General features: G+C 57.4%; 18 protein-coding genes. All 18 read right to left on the reverse strand.

Annotated features, from left to right (window positions below):
- Nucleotides 1-116: 116 nt before the first annotated feature.
- Nucleotides 117-797 (reverse strand): SPOR domain-containing protein, encoded by a 681-nt coding sequence (locus AACX99_RS10915; protein ID WP_339411743.1) that lies wholly within the window; start codon nucleotides 795-797, stop codon nucleotides 117-119.
- Complete coding sequence (gene argS, locus AACX99_RS10920; protein ID WP_339411745.1) at nucleotides 798-2,537, reverse strand: arginine--tRNA ligase; 1,740 nt, start codon at nucleotides 2,535-2,537, stop codon at nucleotides 798-800.
- A gap of 214 nt (nucleotides 2,538-2,751) precedes the next feature.
- Nucleotides 2,752-4,440 carry a choline dehydrogenase gene (gene betA / locus AACX99_RS10925; protein WP_339411746.1) on the reverse strand — a complete coding sequence of 563 codons (1,689 nt, stop codon included), beginning with the start codon at nucleotides 4,438-4,440 and terminating at the stop codon, nucleotides 2,752-2,754.
- A gap of 280 nt (nucleotides 4,441-4,720) precedes the next feature.
- A complete protein-coding gene (gene betB, locus AACX99_RS10930) occupies nucleotides 4,721-6,193 on the reverse strand; it encodes a betaine-aldehyde dehydrogenase (protein WP_339411747.1) in 1,473 nt (490 codons plus the stop codon).
- Between the two features lie 334 nt (nucleotides 6,194-6,527).
- Nucleotides 6,528-7,118, reverse strand: coding sequence for a transcriptional regulator BetI (gene betI / locus AACX99_RS10935; protein ID WP_339411748.1), 591 nt, complete (start codon nucleotides 7,116-7,118; stop codon nucleotides 6,528-6,530).
- Between the two features lie 135 nt (nucleotides 7,119-7,253).
- Nucleotides 7,254-7,943, reverse strand: a complete 690-nt coding sequence (locus tag AACX99_RS10940; protein ID WP_339411749.1) for an L-2-amino-thiazoline-4-carboxylic acid hydrolase — start codon at nucleotides 7,941-7,943, stop codon at nucleotides 7,254-7,256.
- On the reverse strand, nucleotides 7,940-8,176 hold the full coding sequence (locus AACX99_RS10945; protein WP_339411751.1) for a helix-hairpin-helix domain-containing protein: 237 nt from the start codon (nucleotides 8,174-8,176) through the stop codon (nucleotides 7,940-7,942). The genes AACX99_RS10940 and AACX99_RS10945 overlap by 4 nt, the downstream gene beginning before the upstream one ends.
- A gap of 31 nt (nucleotides 8,177-8,207) precedes the next feature.
- The gene (locus tag AACX99_RS10950; RefSeq protein WP_339411753.1) at nucleotides 8,208-8,750 is read right to left on the reverse strand and encodes a DinB family protein; all 543 of its coding nucleotides are present in this window, start codon (nucleotides 8,748-8,750) and stop codon (nucleotides 8,208-8,210) included.
- Between the two features lie 27 nt (nucleotides 8,751-8,777).
- Nucleotides 8,778-9,086 carry an NIPSNAP family protein gene (locus AACX99_RS10955; RefSeq protein ID WP_282874240.1) on the reverse strand — a complete coding sequence of 103 codons (309 nt, stop codon included), beginning with the start codon at nucleotides 9,084-9,086 and terminating at the stop codon, nucleotides 8,778-8,780.
- Nucleotides 9,087-9,135: 49 nt separating this feature from the next.
- The gene (locus tag AACX99_RS10960; protein WP_339411760.1) at nucleotides 9,136-9,753 is read right to left on the reverse strand and encodes a LysE family translocator; all 618 of its coding nucleotides are present in this window, start codon (nucleotides 9,751-9,753) and stop codon (nucleotides 9,136-9,138) included.
- Between the two features lie 119 nt (nucleotides 9,754-9,872).
- Nucleotides 9,873-10,457, reverse strand: coding sequence for a nucleotidyltransferase family protein (locus AACX99_RS10965; RefSeq protein ID WP_339411762.1), 585 nt, complete (start codon nucleotides 10,455-10,457; stop codon nucleotides 9,873-9,875).
- A 48-nt stretch (nucleotides 10,458-10,505) separates the two neighbouring features.
- Complete coding sequence (locus tag AACX99_RS10970) at nucleotides 10,506-10,811, reverse strand: cupin domain-containing protein (RefSeq protein WP_339411764.1); 306 nt, start codon at nucleotides 10,809-10,811, stop codon at nucleotides 10,506-10,508.
- A gap of 68 nt (nucleotides 10,812-10,879) precedes the next feature.
- Nucleotides 10,880-11,488: a rhodanese-like domain-containing protein gene (locus tag AACX99_RS10975; protein ID WP_269381409.1), complete on the reverse strand. Its 609-nt coding sequence runs from the start codon at nucleotides 11,486-11,488 to the stop codon at nucleotides 10,880-10,882.
- A gap of 89 nt (nucleotides 11,489-11,577) precedes the next feature.
- A complete protein-coding gene (locus tag AACX99_RS10980; RefSeq protein ID WP_339411767.1) occupies nucleotides 11,578-11,742 on the reverse strand; it encodes an alpha/beta hydrolase in 165 nt (54 codons plus the stop codon).
- Between the two features lie 126 nt (nucleotides 11,743-11,868).
- A complete protein-coding gene (locus AACX99_RS10985; RefSeq protein ID WP_339411769.1) occupies nucleotides 11,869-12,030 on the reverse strand; it encodes a DUF2986 domain-containing protein in 162 nt (53 codons plus the stop codon).
- Nucleotides 12,031-12,131: 101 nt separating this feature from the next.
- Nucleotides 12,132-13,778 carry an AAA family ATPase gene (locus tag AACX99_RS10990; RefSeq protein ID WP_339411771.1) on the reverse strand — a complete coding sequence of 549 codons (1,647 nt, stop codon included), beginning with the start codon at nucleotides 13,776-13,778 and terminating at the stop codon, nucleotides 12,132-12,134.
- A 187-nt stretch (nucleotides 13,779-13,965) separates the two neighbouring features.
- Nucleotides 13,966-14,826, reverse strand: a complete 861-nt coding sequence (locus tag AACX99_RS10995) for a glycine betaine ABC transporter substrate-binding protein (RefSeq protein WP_339411773.1) — start codon at nucleotides 14,824-14,826, stop codon at nucleotides 13,966-13,968.
- Nucleotides 14,827-15,129: 303 nt separating this feature from the next.
- On the reverse strand, nucleotides 15,130-16,074 hold the full coding sequence (locus AACX99_RS11000; RefSeq protein ID WP_339411774.1) for a choline ABC transporter substrate-binding protein: 945 nt from the start codon (nucleotides 16,072-16,074) through the stop codon (nucleotides 15,130-15,132).
- Between the last annotated feature and the right edge of the window lie 20 nt (nucleotides 16,075-16,094).

Below are 16,094 nucleotides of genomic sequence, written 5' to 3' on the forward strand. Positions count from 1 at the left end.
CGAAAGTGCCCAATGCCGAATGAAGTGGGGGCAGCGATGGCCTGCTTCAAGCCCTGATGCATCCGCTGTCCGACAAATAGTCGTCAGAGACGCCGCAGGGCCTGAAGTCGCGGGGGCTATTGCGCCTGGCGCTGCTGTAACAACAGATTGCTAAAGCCGCTGCCGGCCAGGGATTTTTGCGCCTGGCCGAGCTGTTCGCGGGTGGCGAAGGGGCCGACTAGCACGCGGTGCCAGGTTTCCTCGCGCACCTTCCCGGTTTCCACTTGCACGCTCTGGCCAAGCAGGATGATCTGCGCACGCAGGCTGTCGGCGTCATCCTTGCGGCGGAACGAGCCGGCCTGAAGGAAGAACTGCGAGCTCACCGGGCCTTTGGCCACCACCGGCGGCGGCGGTGGCACCTGGCCGTTTAGTGCAGCTTCGGCGCGGGCGGCGTCGATCTTTGCCGCTTCTTCCGGGCTGACCGGTTTCTGCTCGGGAGGGGCGACGGGCTCAATGCTTTGCGGCGGCAGGATCACTTCCGATTCCGGCAGCAGGGTGTAGAAATCGTATTTAGGCTTGATCGGCTCTTTGCTGGCGGGCTTGGCGGCCGCCGCTTTATTGGCCTGAGTGGCGCGAGCCTGTTCGACCTTGCTGCGCTTGATCTCGTCGCGGCCCGGTTCGAGGCTGAACAGAAACACCATAAAGCCGCCGATCACCAGGCCGCAGACCAGCCAGAACCAACCCGGCACCGGTTTTTTCGCCTGAGCCTGATAACGACTGGCGCCGCGTTTGGCCGCGGGTTTCTTCTTCGCCGCCACTTACATGCGCTCCAGGGTTTCCAGGCCGAGCAACTCAAGGCCTTGCTTGAGTGTACGCGCGGTCAGCGCGGCCAGGCGCAGGCGGCTGTTGCGCAGCGCTTCGTCTTCGGCGGAGAGGATCGGGCAGTTCTCGTAGAAACTGGAGAACAAACCGGCCAGGTCGTACAGGTAGGCGCAGAGCAGGTGCGGCTCGCCCTTGTCGGCGACGCTGGCAAGCACTTCGTTGAATTGCGCGAGCTTGCCGCCCAGTTCGATTTCGTGGGCGGCCTGCAGGTCGAGGCAGCCCTCGATCTGCTCGAAGCCCTTGCCCAGCTTGCGGAATACGCTGGCCACACGGGTGTAGGCGTACAGCAGGTACGGTGCGGTGTTGCCCTCGAAGCTGAGCATCAGCTCGAAGTTGAAGCGGTAGTCGCTGGTACGGTGCTTGGACAGGTCGGCGTATTTCACTGCACCGATGCCCACCGCACGGGCGATCTGGCGCAGTTCGGTTTCGTCGAGCTCAGGGTTCTTGCCTTTGACCAGGGAGTAGGCGCGCTCTTCGGCTTCATCAAGCAGGTCGACCAGCTTCACCGTGCCGCCGTCGCGGGTCTTGAACGGGCGGCCGTCGGCGCCGTTCATGGTGCCGAAGCCCATGTGTTCCAGTTGCATCGTCTCAGGGACAAAACCCGCCAGGCGCGCAGCAGTGAAGACCATTTGAAAGTGCAGGGCCTGACGCTGATCGACGAAGTACAGCGCGCGGTCGGCTTTGAGTACGTTGGCGCGGTAGCGAGTGGCGGCCAGGTCGGTGGTGGCGTACAGGTAACCGCCGCCAGCCTTTTGCACGATCAGGGGCAGCGGGTTGTCTTCGGCGTTCTTGAACTGCTCCATAAACACGCACTGCGCGCCGTCGCTCTCGCTGAGCAGGCCCTTGGCCTTGAGGTCGGCGACCACATTGGCAAGGTCGTCGTTGTAGGCGCTCTCGCCCTTGACGTCGGCCATGCTCAGTTTCACCCCAAGGCGGTCATACAGCGCTTGGCAGTGGCTGAGGGAAATATCATTGAAGCGGTGCCACAGGCGCAGGCATTCAGCATCGCCAGCCTGTAGTTGCACCACCAGCTCACGGGCACGCTCGGCGAACTCAGCCGAGTCATCGAAGCGCTTCTTCGCCGCGCGGTAGAAACCTTCCAGGTCAGCTAGCTCGCTTTCGGCGGCCACTGGGTTTTCCTGCATGTAAGCCAGCAGCATGCCGAACTGGGTACCCCAGTCACCGACGTGGTTCTGCCGAATGACTTCGTCACCGAGGAACTCCAGCACCCGCGCCACGCCATCACCGATGATGGTCGAGCGCAGATGGCCGACGTGCATCTCTTTGGCCAGGTTGGGTGCCGACAGGTCGACCACTACGCGCTGCGCTGGGCCATTTTTTCGCACGCCAAGTTTGCCGTCGGCCAGCAGGGCATCCAGGCGCGCGGCCAGGGCTTGAGTGTTCTGATAGAAATTGAGAAAGCCTGGACCGGCGATCTCGACCTTGCTGATCGCGGCATCGGCCGGCAGTGCGGCGATCAGCTTCTCGGCCAGGTCACGTGGCTTCATGCCGGCCGGTTTGGCCAGCATCATCGCGATATTGCTGGCGAAATCACCGTGAGTCTTGTCTTTGGTGTTCTCCACCTGAATGGCCGGGCTCAGGCCTTCCGGCAGCACGCCGTCGGCAGTGAGGCGGGTCAGGGCTTGCTGAATCAGGTGGCGAATGCTGTCTTTCATGGTCTGCTCGGTCGGCCGTTGGGGCGGCGGCGCATAAAGGCGCTGGTTGAAAACTGCGCATTATCGACGCCCTTCGCCCGCAGCTTCAAGCAGCGTGTGGTTTCGTCGGGCTAAAGGCCGTTGCGATGGGTTGCAGATCACGCCGTGCCGGGCCTCTATAAAGAAAACGCCGCAGAGGCGAAACCGCTGCGGCGTCTGGATGTGGCGTGAAGCGTTAAGCGGAGCGCTGCGCAGTGCCACGCGCGGCGGCGTTGCCGGCGACGAAATATGGCGCGCTGCTGCGTGGCAGTGGGGCGCGGCCACGGATTTTGTCGGCAATCTTCTCGGCCATCATGATGGTCGGTGCATTCAGATTGCCGGTGACGATCAGCGGCATGATCGACGCATCCACCACGCGCAGGCCCTGCACACCGTGCACCCGGCCCTGGCCGTCGACCACCGCCATGTCATCTTCACCCATCTTGCAGGAACACGACGGATGGTAGGCGGTTTCCGCGTGTTCGCGGATAAAGGCGTCCAGTTCGGCATCGCTCTGCAACTCGGCGCCTGGGCTGATCTCGCGTCCGCGGTACGGGTCCAGCGCCGACTGCGCCATGATTTCGCGGGTGATACGGATGCCGTCGCGGAATTCACGCCAGTCCTGTTCGTGGGCCATGTAGTTGAACAGGATGCTCGGGTGCTGGCGCGGGTCTTTGGAGGTGACGTGAATGCGTCCACGGCTCGGCGAGCGCATGGAACCCATATGCGCCTGGAAGCCATGTTCCTTCACTGCGTTGCTACCGTTGTAGTTAATCGCCACTGGCAGGAAGTGGTATTGGATGTTCGGCCACGCGAAGTCGGCGCTGGAGCGGATAAAACCGCCGGCCTCGAACTGGTTGCTGGCGCCGATGCCCTTGCCGAGGAACAGCCAATTGGCGCCGATCATCGGTTGGTTCCACCATTGCAGCGCCGGGTACAGCGACACCGGCTGCTTGCAGGCGTATTGCAGGTACACCTCAAGGTGGTCCTGCAGGTTCTGGCCTACGCCGGGCAGGTCGTGCACCAGTGGGATGCCCAGTTCACGCAGCAGCGCTGCCGGGCCGACGCCAGATCGTTGCAGCACCTGTGGCGAGGCAATCGCACCGCTGCACAGCAGCACTTCGCGGCGTGCGTTGACGGTGATCGGTGTGTCGTTGTCGCCCTGCAGATAAACCACGCCGCTGGCGCGTTTGCCGCTGAACAGAATGCGATCAGTCAGCGCGTGGGTGACGATGGTCAGATTCGCTCGTTTGCGGGCCTGATCAAGGTAACCGCGCGCGGTGCTGGCACGGCGGCCCTTGGGCGTAACGGTGCGGTCCATCGGGCCGAAGCCTTCCTGCTGGTAACCGTTGAGGTCGTCGGTACGCGGGTAACCGGCCTGCACGCCAGCTTCGATCATGGCGTGGAACAGCGGGTTATTGCCGTTTTTCGGGGTGGTCACGCTCACCGGACCATCGCCGCCGTGGTAGGCATTGGCGCCGATATCACGGGTTTCCGCTTTGCGGAAATACGGCAGGCAATCCAGGTAGCTCCAGTCTTCCAGGCCCCTCTCCTCAGCCCAGCCGTCGTAATCCATGGCGTTGCCACGGATGTAGCACATGCCATTGATCAGGGATGAGCCGCCCAGGCCCTTGCCGCGTCCGCACTCCATGCGGCGGTTGTTCATATAGGGCTCGGGTTCGGTCAGGTACGCCCAGTTGTAGCGCCGGCCCTGCAGCGGGAAGGCCAGGGCGGCAGGCATCTGAGTGCGGAAATCCAGGCGGTAATCCGGGCCGCCGGCCTCCAGCAGCAGCACGTTGACGTCTGCGTCTTCAGTCAGGCGGGCGGCCAGCACGTTACCGGCCGAGCCGGCACCGATGATGATGTAGTCAAATTCCTGGGGCATAAAAGCTCCTGTAGCCCGGATGCACTCCGGGGAAAACGCGGTGACTGTTCCCGGATTGCATCCGGGCTACGGGTTGCTCTATGTAGGGTGGATGGCGTTTTTTCATCCACCGTTGCAATTGGTGGATGGGTGAAGCGTCATCCACTCTACGAAGTCGAGCGCCTTGAGAATCAACGTAGGATCTTCGGGGTAGTGATCTGTAGGCGCGGGGGCGACGCCTAGTCCCATGCCCGCGATAGCGTTTCGCGGGCATGGCCCGCTCCTACGAAGGTTTTGATGATCAGAACACCGAGGCGTAGTCGCCCATTTCCAGCTGTATCGATTTAATTCGGGTGTAGTGCGCCAGGGTGGTCAGGCCGTTTTCGCGACCGACGCCGGATTGTTTGTAGCCGCCCACCGGCATTTCCGCCGGCGACTCGCCCCAGGTGTTGATCCAGCAGATACCGGCTTCCAGCTTGTGGATCACTCGGTGCGCGCGGTTCAGGTCGCGGGTGACCACGCCTGCGGCAAGGCCGTAGTCGGTGGCGTTGGCGCGGCGAATCACTTCCTCTTCGGTGTCATAAACCAGAATGCTCATCACCGGGCCGAAGATTTCCTCTTGGACGATGGTCATGCCGTCGTTGCAATCGGTAAACACGGTCGGCGCGACGTAGGCGCCCTTGGCGTAGTCGCCCTCGGACACGCGATTACCTCCGATCAGCAGGCGTGCGCCTTCGCTGCGGCCGGTTTCGATATAGCCGAGCACGCTTTCCATATGTGCCGCGCTGACCAGCGGGCCGAAGTTGGTGCTGTCATTGAGTGGGTCGCCTAGGCGGATGCGTTTGACCCGCTCAACCACCTTGGCCTCGAAGCGCGCCTGTAGCATGCGCGGCACAAACACGCGGGTGCCGTTGGTGCAGACCTGGCCAGAGCTGTAGAAGTTGGCCATCACGGCAATGTCGGCCGCGCGGTCGAGGTCGGCGTCTTCGAAGATGATCAGCGGCGACTTGCCGCCCAGCTCCATGGTCACTTCCTTGAGCGACGAGCTGGAGGCGCTGGCCATCACCTTCTTGCCAGTCACGGTGCCGCCAGTGAAGGAAATCTTCTCGATCCCGGGGTGCTCGGTCAGCCACTGGCCGACTTCGCGGCCGCTGCCGGTGAGCACGTTGAACACGCCATCGGGCAAGCCTGCTTCGGTATAGATTTCGGCGAGCTTGAGGGTGGTCAGTGAGGTCACTTCGCTCGGTTTGAAAATCATCGCGTTGCCCGCCGCCAGGGCCGGGGCGGATTTCCACAGGGCAATCTGGATCGGATAATTCCACGCGCCGATGCCGGCGACCACGCCCAATGGCTCGCGGCGGGTGTAGACGAAGCTGGTTTCGCGCAGCGGAATCTGCTCGCCTTCGATAGCCGGAATCAGCCCAGCGTAGTACTCCAACACGTCCGCGCCGGTGACGATATCGACGTAACGGGTTTCGCTCAACGGCTTACCGGTGTCGAGGGTTTCCAGCTCGGCCAGCTCATCGTTGCGCTCACGCAGGATGTCCACGGCGCGGCGCAAAATGCGCGAACGCTGCATGGCAGTCATCGCCGCCCACACCTTCTGACCCTCGGTGGCACTGGCAACAGCCAACTCCACATCCGCCTCGCTGGCGCGCTGCACACGGGCCAGCACTTCCCCGGTGGCGGGGTTGATGCTGTCGAAGGTCTCGCCGCTGCTGGCGGTTACATAGCGGCCGCCAATAAAAAGTTGCTGTTCGTCGAAGCGGGGCATGGCGCGTTCCTCGTGTGCGATGGGCGACGGGAGCCGCCTGGCGCAGGCCGTCAGTGTAGACAATATAGATGCAAGGCTAAATTATCTAAATTGAACGATCAATCAATAAAAACGACAGAGCACAGCCAAACGCGACAGGCAGCGCGTGTCGGCAGTGGTAATAGGCTTGTTTGAGGCTATAGACCAATCAAGTACGTAGGGATGGTTAGCGGCGCAGAAAAGCATGTGCGCTTTGCTAACCCGCCAGGCAGGAGATTGGTTGAGCCCCCATGGTGGGTTACGGCGCAATTAAGCCATTGGTGTGTGGACGCTAGTGGCCTGCGCCTAACCCACCCTACATGGCCTTGGCCAATTGCAGGTCGAGGTATTCGTAGGCGATCTCAATCGCCTGGCGGGTGTCGAAGCCTTCGCCGGACAGCGCGCCGCGCAGCCACAAACCATCGATCAAGGCCGCCAGACCACGGGCAGCGCTGCGTGCCTGCGCCTGCGGCAACACCTGAAGAAACTGGCCGCATAGATTGGAATACAGGCGCAGGTCATTGACCCGCTGCAAACGCCGCAGCGCCGGTTGGTGCATGCTGGTGGCCCAGAACGCCAGCCAGGTCTTCATCGCCGGGCCATTGACTTGGCTGTCATCGAAGTTGCCTTCAATCATTGCCCGTAGATGTTCGCGCGGCCGGTCCGGCGGCAAGCTGGCGCGGCGTTCGCGCACGGCATCGCTGAGCGCCTGCATCAGGTGGCGCATGGTGGCGTCGAGCAGGCCGTTCTTGTCCTTGAAGTAATGGCTGATGATGCCATTGGAGACCCCGGCGATCCGCGCGATATAGGCGATGCTGGCATCCCCCATGCCGACTTGATCAACCGCTGCGAGGGTCGCCGCGATCAATTGTGAGCGGCGGATCGGCTGCATTCCGACCTTGGGCATCTACTTCTCCATCGGTGGGGGCATCCCCGGAATGCGCGCAGTCTAGGCCGGTTATTGTTGAGCGATCAATCAAACGTGGCGTTTCAGGGATGACCTGTCAGTCAGGGGCATGCCGCTGCGCGAGGGCCGACGGAGCTAGTTTCCAGGTTGATCGGCGGCGGTTTTATCGACGCCCGCGCCTTCGCGAGCAATCAGCTGAACGGGTGGCATGCTAAAGCGGAAATCGCAGTAGGCCGCGCCGCCGGCGAGGGTTTGCGTGCGTTGCAGCGTCACGCCCCAGTCGCTGGCCATACGGTAATCCAGGCTACACGCGGCCAAGTGGGTCAGCTCCGGCACGCCCTGGTCGCGCAAGTAACTGGCCAGCGGACACACCTGCACATCAAAGGCCACGCCAGCGGCAGCGGGCAGGTTTGTGCGGCGGAAAGGGCGGGTAAACACCAGGCTGAACAGCGCATCGAGCAGCCACTGGACGCGTGCCTGCAAACGGCTGCTGCGCAGGCGCGACACTTTGAACGCCATGGCGCTGGCCGGGGCGAAGATCTGCCAGTTGATCTGCTCGATCCACTCGCCGGCCTGTTGCTGGCCGATGCCTTGCTCCTGCAAGGCGCGGTACAGCGCGCAATCCCACTGCATATAACGCAGCAGCAGATTCACCCCGGGCGAATGACGCACTCGCGTGCGTTGCAATTCGCCCTGTATTTCCAGGGTTCTGGCCCATACCGCTGCCGCCGTGGCCGCAGGCAAACAAACACCCAGCTGCGCCTGCGCCGCGCGGCGAAAGGCGATGCGCGGGAGATAAACCCGCAGCAGGGCGAGTGGTTTCATTGGCTGTCTTTGGCTCTGGCGATGGCGGCATTGAGCGCCGCCTTGGCCTGTGGGCTGTTTTTCCAGCAGGTGCTGCTGAGCATGGCGGCGACCATCTCGGCGATATCTTCGGCCCGGTAGGTGGCCAGCTGCGCCAGGGAATCGATGCCAAGCTCCTCGAAGCGCTTGATCACCGTGGGGCCAACGCCCTTGATGGCGAGCAGGCTGAGACGTTCGGTTTGGTTAAAGGCCATGGGGTGACGTCCTGTCCGGTCGTTGCGCGTGTCAGCGCGGGTCAACGTCGGCGATCAGCGCCAACAAATCGGTCACGCCGATATCCTGACCGGCCTGATGCAGCAGGGTGCTGGCCTGACCGCGATGGTGGGTCTGATGATTGAAGAAGTGCAGCATCAGGCCGGCGTACGGCCGCTGCGCCGGCACGCCCTTCATATTACCGTAGGCCAGCACATGCTCTAGGTCCGCCTCGCTCAGTGCTGCGACCCAGTTGCTGATATGCCCATCCAGCCGGCTGCGCAATGCCTGTAACGGCGCGAAGGTGTCGAACAACAGCTGATCCAGCGCCGTAGGCCGCTGTACATCCTTGATCGCCTCGCGTAGCTCAGCGCAGGCCGGGTGCTCGGCAAAGCGTTTGAGCCAGATGATATCGGCCACCGCAATATGGTTTAGCGTGGCGAGGATGGACGGGAAAAACGCCCCGCGATCCTCATTCAGCGCCTGCGGCGAAAGCTGGCCTGTAGCCGCGTAGAGCTTGTCATTCATCCACGCGTTATAGCGGGCCATTAACTGGAAGTGGGCTAGTTGAGACATGCGCTTAACTCGGCAATTAAGGTTCAGTCAGGCATCGAATACCGGGCGGAAGAAGGTGCGCTCGTAGCTGATGATGCACTGGGTCTCTTCCGCATATTTAAAGGCCGCCAGGCACTCGGCGTCGGCGAAGGATTTCAGCCGATACTGCTCATACTCCGCCAGGCTGGGGAAGCTGAACATCGCCAGGCCGATATTGTTGGCACCTTCCGAGGGTAGAAAGTAACCGTGATGCGTGCCGCCAAACTTCGCCACCAGGGCAATCCATAGCTTGCCGTAATGCTCGAATTCCTTGAGCTTGCGCGGGTCGAGCACGTAGCGGATATGGCAGGTGATCATGCGGGTTCCTCAACTAGTGTGGGCCGGCTTATTCAGGCCGTGCACGGGTTCAACGGTGAGTGAGCTGAGTGAATATTTCCATTACAACGGGCACAACAGACAGAACCAGCAGTGCTGACATGCTGTAGTTGAACCACTTTCGATTTTGCTCACTCTTCAGCAAGGTTTTCAGCACCGAGCCGAAAAGCAGCCAAACTCCAACGCATGGAAACGACACGATAAAAAAGGTCAGGGCTATTGTCAGGTTCTGCGTGTAAAAACTCGCGCCAATGGTTGTGAAGGCTGCAATTGCCCCTGTAGCGACTACCCACGCCTTCGCATTTACCCACTGAAACAAGGCACCTTTCATAAAGGTTAGGGGTTTGGCTTGATGCTCTGCAGTAACCGCCCCAGCCGATTTGGCAATTAACCAGGCCAGATAGAGTAAATACAGAGTGCCAACGCATTTGATGATGAAGTGCAAACTGGGGAATAGGTCAAATAGTTGGGCGAACCCTAGCCCGACAAGCAACAGCATGATGGTAAAACCAACGCATATTCCCGTCAGTAACGGCAGGCTTTGCTTGATGCCGAAATTCAGGCCGGATGTCATCACCATAATATTGTTTGGCCCAGGTGTTACTGAGGATGAAACCGCGAAGAGAATGACTGCGAGTAAATATTCCATGTGCCTGTCCATAGCGCTTTGTTTCAGCAGATGTGGGGGCTGCTGGGTCTAAATCAAGTTTTTCTATTTCGGATATTGAACTGTAGGGCGGGACCTGCCCGGCCTGATAAGCGAGTGGGTTACTTTAATCGGGTTGCTTGGTTGGAGTGTGGCGACTCATCTGGGCTGATGCTTAGCCAGGGCCAGCGTTGCTGATAGGACGCGGCTTTCTCGGCAAACAGGCTTTTATGTGGTGTCAGCGGGTTTGGCGTCAGGGTGCCCTTATACAAAAGCTCAAGGCCGTTTGGTGCGTAGACCTCTTCGGGGTTAATGCCAACGCATGTTCCCGGTATCAGAAAGCGTTCGATGCCCTCTCTAGCACTGCTCAGCGCGGCATAGGGATGGCCAAAATGCGCTTCATACCAAAGGTGCACCCGCACCTGGTTGGCGACTTCCACTGTTATGTCCAGGTCTGCCAGCACGGTTTCTACATGACGCTGCACAGCGCTTTCAGCCGCTTCGCTCAGGTCAGCAGGGTCGAAATAGAAGAAGTCGTAATCCTTGATCTTGCTCTCCGGCGGCTGCCCAGAAAGCACATTCCACACCGTCTGAAACAGGCAGCCGGCGACTAGCCAGCCATCCGTTAGATTCAACGCATCCCAGCGTTCGATGATCAGTGCGTTATGGCGGTTATGCAGTACGTCGGCGCGAAACTTTGCTTGCATGGTGATCTACACAAAAGGCGGCAGGTTTGTTTCGGGGGTTGTAATGCCTTATACAAACCAGAATTCAACCTCATCCGTCTCTACCTCAAATAGCGCCGAGTGCTCAACATGTGCAGGTACGTGATACCACTCACCGACGCCAACCCTGATGGTTTGGTTATTCATCGTCAGGATCAACTCGCCGCGCGTAATCACGCCATGGTTGTCGGTGTCATGGGTATGCGGCGGGATGGAGGTGCCGGCGGGGTAGGAGGCAAACAGAACAGTGCTGTCTTTGGCCTCAAGCTTATAGGCGTCAAAGCGGCCATCGAATAAGGGCAGTTGCTTGATCCGGTTTGGGTATTGGCCTGGCATATGAATGTTCTTCCTTGTGGTCCATCACGGATGATTGGCGTTCGGGCCTTTGGTAGAGGGGGCTGTGCTTATTTATTGGCAGCGACTGTACCCTCAAATGACACCCGAGGGTCCGTTACATCTACTAGCTCATCCAGTTCGTAGACATTGCGATAACCGTAGCCGTAGAGCGTGATGTACGTGGGTACATTGAGTGCCAGCATCAGCGGTTTTTCCTGCGCCTTGAACTGCGTTGTGGGCGTAGTCGGGGGAGCCTTGCCAGCGTGATGGAGTGGCCGCACCGGCAAGGCGATCTTGGACGCGAAGTCCACTTCATTGCCATCAAAGTTGTTGTTGCAGTAGATCAATACAACCGTCTCTTGCGAGGGAATGACTTCTCGCAGGTTGTCCTGAGTGAAATCGGGGAAACTCAAATGCTTGGCTCCCTTGAGATGGATGCGCTCAAAGCGAAAGGCTGACCGAGTGTCGAGGATGACAACTCCGGGCTGTTGGCTCATCTCTAGGAAAGTGTCGAGGTCCACCAAGCGTTTTTGCCGATGCGGTTCCACTTCGGCAACCAGAGTCTTGAAATCGTCGTAGCTGACCTTGGCAAGAGGGTGGCGATTCTGCTCCGCCTGAGCCGCAATGGAGTGCGCTACGAATAAGCTGGCAACGACGACCAGTGATCTTTTCATCATAAGTACGCTCCTGATTTGGCAGCAGAAGGCTTGATTAAGTCGCACCACAAGGTGGCCTGGACTGTAGCAAAGGGGACAGATTTATTTTGCTATAGATAAATCTGTCCCCTTTTGTTCACTATCCAGCCAGCACAGCTGGGGTTGTCCCAGCTCGATTGGTTGACGCGGATATAGTTGCTATTCGTCTGTTCCCAGTGGCTTTGCCAGTGATCCGGCCCTGAGTTTCCGTTGCCCGGAAGAATAAGTACGTTCATATTGGCAAATTTCCTTTTGCTGTCGGGCGACACTGTTATGTTTTTCTAGGCGATTGCATGCTGGATAAAGCTACTTGTGATTCGGCTTAATATGCAGGCACATCCCGTGCGTTTAAATCACGTAAGTCAGCTTTCAGGCATGGTTTCTGAGTCTTGGTTGGATTCATCGGCTAGTTTTAAGCGGTCGGCTTTGCTGACATAGGTGGATTTCTTTTTGGGTGCCAATTTGGCATTGGCCTTTTTGGCGTGCGCTTCGAGTAGCTGTTTGATTTTCTTGCGGCGGTTCATTTTTTGGCTCGGCTTGTTGTTAAAGATAGGTTATGGGTTTACTTGTAGTGATAAAGCGGGGTTGGAGGTCGTGAATCAGCATTATTGATTTAAGTTAATTATCAGCAGCCAACTGCTGTAAGTAGTGAGTTTTTTAGCTGGTTTAATTTGTGGAAGTCACTTGGTTTGAAGTTTCTTTTTAATGATCGCATAAGGTCGTCGCCATTTCGGCAGCCGGCTTTCGGGGCGAGTTTGTTTAGTAGCTCTTTCCCGGGAAGATAAAGTAGTGCCGAATTTAAATCTTTTTCGCTTATAGCAAGATTTATCTTTGATATTTCTTCTGTCAGCATGATTTCTAGTGTTTTTATATCACACATTTCAATGGCTTTTTTAACCTCTTCTTCAGCTACGCTTTTTAACTCTTCAATTATTTGAGATGTGCTGTTTGCGTTGGTGAGAACTTTCTTGGTTAGGCTTACGCCAAGAGTTATTTTTGACTTAGAAAATACCCTTTTGGCGGCTATGCTGAGTTTTGCAAATTCCAAGCTGGAGAATATGTAGTCATTTACTTCTGTTAGTGTAAGTTCTTTTTCTTGTGAGCCGATTCTATTGCTAACTGCAACTATAACCTCAGGCGTGCAAAGAAATGATTCAGCTTCATGGAAAGGTAGCGACACAATACCTTGTGCGTTAAAGTTTGCTAAATACTCAGGCGATCGGTAGTCAGAATCTATAACTCCAGCAAGTGAAATTTTTGTAGAAATTTTAGACCATAGCCCAGACTTCCCTACAATGTCTATTACATCGGTGCAGCTTCCGCCGGGATATATCTCAATTGAATTCTCTTCTGTCAGCCATCTATAGAAAATTGAATCGAATGATTTGTCGTGGCCCTCTGTGACGATAACCTTATTAGTCGAAAGGATACCCGGGAGTCCGCCTAGAAAGGCTGAAAGTTCCACTCTTTCGAGATCTTCAAAGCTATCAACTCTAGTGATTTTTTCAGCGTCATTACTTAATATATATACGGAGCTAACATTTTCTCTGAGGGAGAAATTAATGCTGTGTGATGCGTAGATGAAAGTCTTTTCAGGATATCCGTTTTCGATGAGTGTCCAGATTCGTTCGGCTAATTCGGGGTGTAAATTTAACTCAGGCTCATCGACAATTATAAATTCGTGCTTTTCGCTTAGTCCTATAAAGTCAGCTAGGATTGAAAAGACTTGTTTTTCTCCATCGGAAAATTGAGAGGGGCTATATGTAACGCCGTTTTTATTGGCCATCAGTCGCCTTGCTTCGGTGTTAAATGTAAGTTCAATTAGAGGAAATATTTCATTAAACATTTCAAACATTCTATCAAGCGGGGGTTGGCGCCTTGTTGGGCAATCCCCACTTGAACCTGACTCGATCCACGCTTCGACCGCATCTGAATGTCTAGATTTTTCTTCTTGGCCTTGCTTGTCCAAGACGATTAATGCGTCAAAAACTCTGTCGGCTAGAGAAGATTTTCTTTTATTCTCATGCTGGGTCTTGGCTTGGTCAAGGCGGTCATACTGCTGAAAATTCTGACGGTTAAGCTGTAGGGTGTCGTTGATTTTTATTGTTCGACCGCCCTCAACGTATACGAGGTTGTTATTGCCTTGGCTTATAAAATATTGGCGGACCTCGTTGAGGAATGTTGATTTACCTGCTCCGTTCGCGCCAAGAAATACATTTACTGCGGAGAGTTCAAACTCAAATCCTTTGTATATTTGTGAGATATATTTCATTGTTTTGTTCCCGCTTTCCATGTCGTAAATAAGTAGTGCAAGCTCAATAGTTAGGCGATAGCAAGCCACTATCCTCCAACCCTATCCAGCCCCCCATCCCACTGTCTAGAACATTCTCCCACTCCCCATTTCGCGCCCACAAAAAAGCGGGCCGTAGCCCGCTTCTATATAGAGGTGCTGCCTTGGCTTATTTAAGCCACTCGGCGACGCGCTCTGGGTTTTTGCTGATCCAGTCTTTGGCGGCTTCTTCCGGCTTGGCGCCTTCGCGGATGGCAAGCATTACGCTGCCGACTTCTTCACCGCTCCAGGAGAATTTCTTCAGGAAGGCAGCGGCTTCTGGGGCTTTGGTAGTGATGCTTGGGTTGGCCACAGTGTCGACGTGCTCGTCATCGCCGAAGACTTTCTTCGGGTCATCGAGGAAGCGCAGTTTCCATTTGGCGAACATCCAGTGCGGGATCCAGCCGGTGACAACAATCGGCTTCTGGGCTTTTTCGGCGCGGGTCAGGGCGGTGGCCATGGCCGGGCCGGAGCTTGGCATCAGTTTGATGTCGGTGAGGGCGTATTCCTTGATCGCTTCTTCGGCGCGGCGCATCACGCCGGCACCGGCGTCGATGCCGGTGATTTTGCCGTCGAAGTCTTTGGAGTAGGTTTGCAGGTCGGCGATGGATTTGGCTTGTACGTAGTCCGGTACGATCAAGCCAATTTTGGCGCCGGCGTAGTTGGTGCCAAGCACTTCGACTTTGTCTTTGAGTTTTTCAAAGTATTCGCCGTGGGTGGCGGGCAGCCAGGCGGAGAGGGTGGCGTCGAGGTCACCACGGGCTACGCCCTGCCACATGATGGCTGGCTCTACGGGCTTCAACTCAACGGTGTAGCCGAGTTTGCTTTGCAGGATTTCACCCGCTACGTGAGTGGCGGCAACGCTGTCGTCCCAGCCGTTTACATAGCCGATTTTCAGGGTGGGTTTGTCCGCCGCCATGGCGGTGCTCATGCCGAGTGCCAGGGCGGCGACGCCGAGGCTTTGCAGGCAGAGGTTTTTCAGGTTTCGCATAGGTTGTGCTCCGTCAGTGAGAGTGGCAGTTCAGTGAGTTACTGGCGCGTTCTTCTTGCGGGCTTGCTGGGTAAAGATGTTGCGGTTGTGTCGCCCGGTTGCAGTCCGGGTCTTGCTTTGCCGGCGAGTCCGTTCCCATATTGCATTCGGGCTAGGTAATGGCCCGGTTCCTATCAGCGCCGCGCGGTAAATCGCGGCTGCAGCAACCCAGGCGATAGCCATGTGGCTTCGCTGGTTGGGTTGCGCAATACGTTGGGTGATTCACTGCGCCGTCCATTAATTACCTGGACGGCGCGGTGTGGCTTACATGCCGAGGTGTTTCTTCACTGCTGCAACGCCGTCCTGGCCGTCATAGGTGGTGACGCCGGCCAGCCACTGGTCGAGGATCGCCGGGTTGGCTTTGATCCACTCTTTGGCGACTTCGGTGGGATTCTGTTTATCCAGAACCTTTTCCATCAGCTGGCTTTCGATTTCCACGGTGAATTGCAGGTTGTTCAGCAGTTTGCCGACGTTGGCGCAGCGCGCTTCGTAATCTGGCGGTACGACGGTGTAGACCTTGGCGGCGCCGAAGTCCGGACCGAAGACGTCATCGCCGCCTTCCAGGTAGGTGATATCGAACTGGGTATTCATCGGGTGTGGTGCCCAGCCGAGGAATACCGCGGGTTCATTCTTCTTCACCGCGCGTTGCAGCTGCACCAGCATGCCGGCTTCGCTGGATTCGACCATCTTGAAGTCGCCGAGGCCGAACTGGTCGCTCTTGATCATGCCCTCGATCAACAGGTTGCCGTCGTTGCCGGGCTCGATGCCGAAGATCTTGCCGTTCAGTTGGTCTTTGAACTTGGCGATGTCGGCAAAGCTTTTCAGCCCGGCTTCTGCTGCGTAGGTCGGCACGGCCAGGGTGTACTTGGCCCCTTCGAGGTTGGGTTTGGGCAGTACTTTGACGCCGTTATCCTTGGTGAAGGGCTCGATTACTGCGTCCATCGAGGGGGCCCAGTAACCGAGGAAGACGTCGATCTGGCCTTTTTGTACACCGGTAAAGGCGATGGGGACGGAGGCCATGATCTTGCGAGTCTGGTAGCCCAGGCCTTCGCTGAGGGTCATGGCTACGCCAGTGGTGGCGGCGATGTCAGCCCAGCCGATTTCGGCGAAGCGCACCATCTTGCAACTCTCCGGTTCCTGCGCCCAGGCGCTTTGCAGCATGGCCGCGGAGAGCAGGCCGACACCTGCGAGCTGTTTAATCGTCTTCATCTGCGATTCCCTGTGATGGT

The organism is Pseudomonas sp. EA_35y_Pfl2_R5 (assembly GCF_963970805.1).
GTDB lineage: Bacteria > Pseudomonadota > Gammaproteobacteria > Pseudomonadales > Pseudomonadaceae > Aquipseudomonas.

What these genes read in the sequence shown, in the direction of transcription:
- AACX99_RS10960 (WP_339411760.1), bottom strand. Translation starts at nt 9,753, where the DNA reads ATGGAATATTTACTCGCAGTCATTCTCTTCGCGGTTTCATCCTCAGTA.
- AACX99_RS10955 (WP_282874240.1), bottom strand. Translation starts at nt 9,086, where the DNA reads ATGATCACCTGCCATATCCGCTACGTGCTCGACCCGCGCAAGCTCAAG.
- AACX99_RS11000 (WP_339411774.1), bottom strand. Translation starts at nt 16,074, where the DNA reads ATGAAGACGATTAAACAGCTCGCAGGTGTCGGCCTGCTCTCCGCGGCC.
- AACX99_RS10975 (WP_269381409.1), bottom strand. Translation starts at nt 11,488, where the DNA reads ATGATGAAAAGATCACTGGTCGTCGTTGCCAGCTTATTCGTAGCGCAC.
- AACX99_RS10950 (WP_339411753.1), bottom strand. Translation starts at nt 8,750, where the DNA reads ATGTCTCAACTAGCCCACTTCCAGTTAATGGCCCGCTATAACGCGTGG.
- AACX99_RS10940 (WP_339411749.1), bottom strand. Translation starts at nt 7,943, where the DNA reads ATGAAACCACTCGCCCTGCTGCGGGTTTATCTCCCGCGCATCGCCTTT.
- betA (WP_339411746.1), bottom strand. Translation starts at nt 4,440, where the DNA reads ATGCCCCAGGAATTTGACTACATCATCATCGGTGCCGGCTCGGCCGGT.
- AACX99_RS10980 (WP_339411767.1), bottom strand. Translation starts at nt 11,742, where the DNA reads ATGAACGTACTTATTCTTCCGGGCAACGGAAACTCAGGGCCGGATCAC.
- AACX99_RS10965 (WP_339411762.1), bottom strand. Translation starts at nt 10,457, where the DNA reads ATGCAAGCAAAGTTTCGCGCCGACGTACTGCATAACCGCCATAACGCA.
- betI (WP_339411748.1), bottom strand. Translation starts at nt 7,118, where the DNA reads ATGCCCAAGGTCGGAATGCAGCCGATCCGCCGCTCACAATTGATCGCG.
- argS (WP_339411745.1), bottom strand. Translation starts at nt 2,537, where the DNA reads ATGAAAGACAGCATTCGCCACCTGATTCAGCAAGCCCTGACCCGCCTC.
- betB (WP_339411747.1), bottom strand. Translation starts at nt 6,193, where the DNA reads ATGCCCCGCTTCGACGAACAGCAACTTTTTATTGGCGGCCGCTATGTA.
- AACX99_RS10995 (WP_339411773.1), bottom strand. Translation starts at nt 14,826, where the DNA reads ATGCGAAACCTGAAAAACCTCTGCCTGCAAAGCCTCGGCGTCGCCGCC.
- AACX99_RS10945 (WP_339411751.1), bottom strand. Translation starts at nt 8,176, where the DNA reads ATGGCCTTTAACCAAACCGAACGTCTCAGCCTGCTCGCCATCAAGGGC.
- AACX99_RS10970 (WP_339411764.1), bottom strand. Translation starts at nt 10,811, where the DNA reads ATGCCAGGCCAATACCCAAACCGGATCAAGCAACTGCCCTTATTCGAT.
- AACX99_RS10990 (WP_339411771.1), bottom strand. Translation starts at nt 13,778, where the DNA reads ATGAAATATATCTCACAAATATACAAAGGATTTGAGTTTGAACTCTCC.
- AACX99_RS10985 (WP_339411769.1), bottom strand. Translation starts at nt 12,030, where the DNA reads ATGAACCGCCGCAAGAAAATCAAACAGCTACTCGAAGCGCACGCCAAA.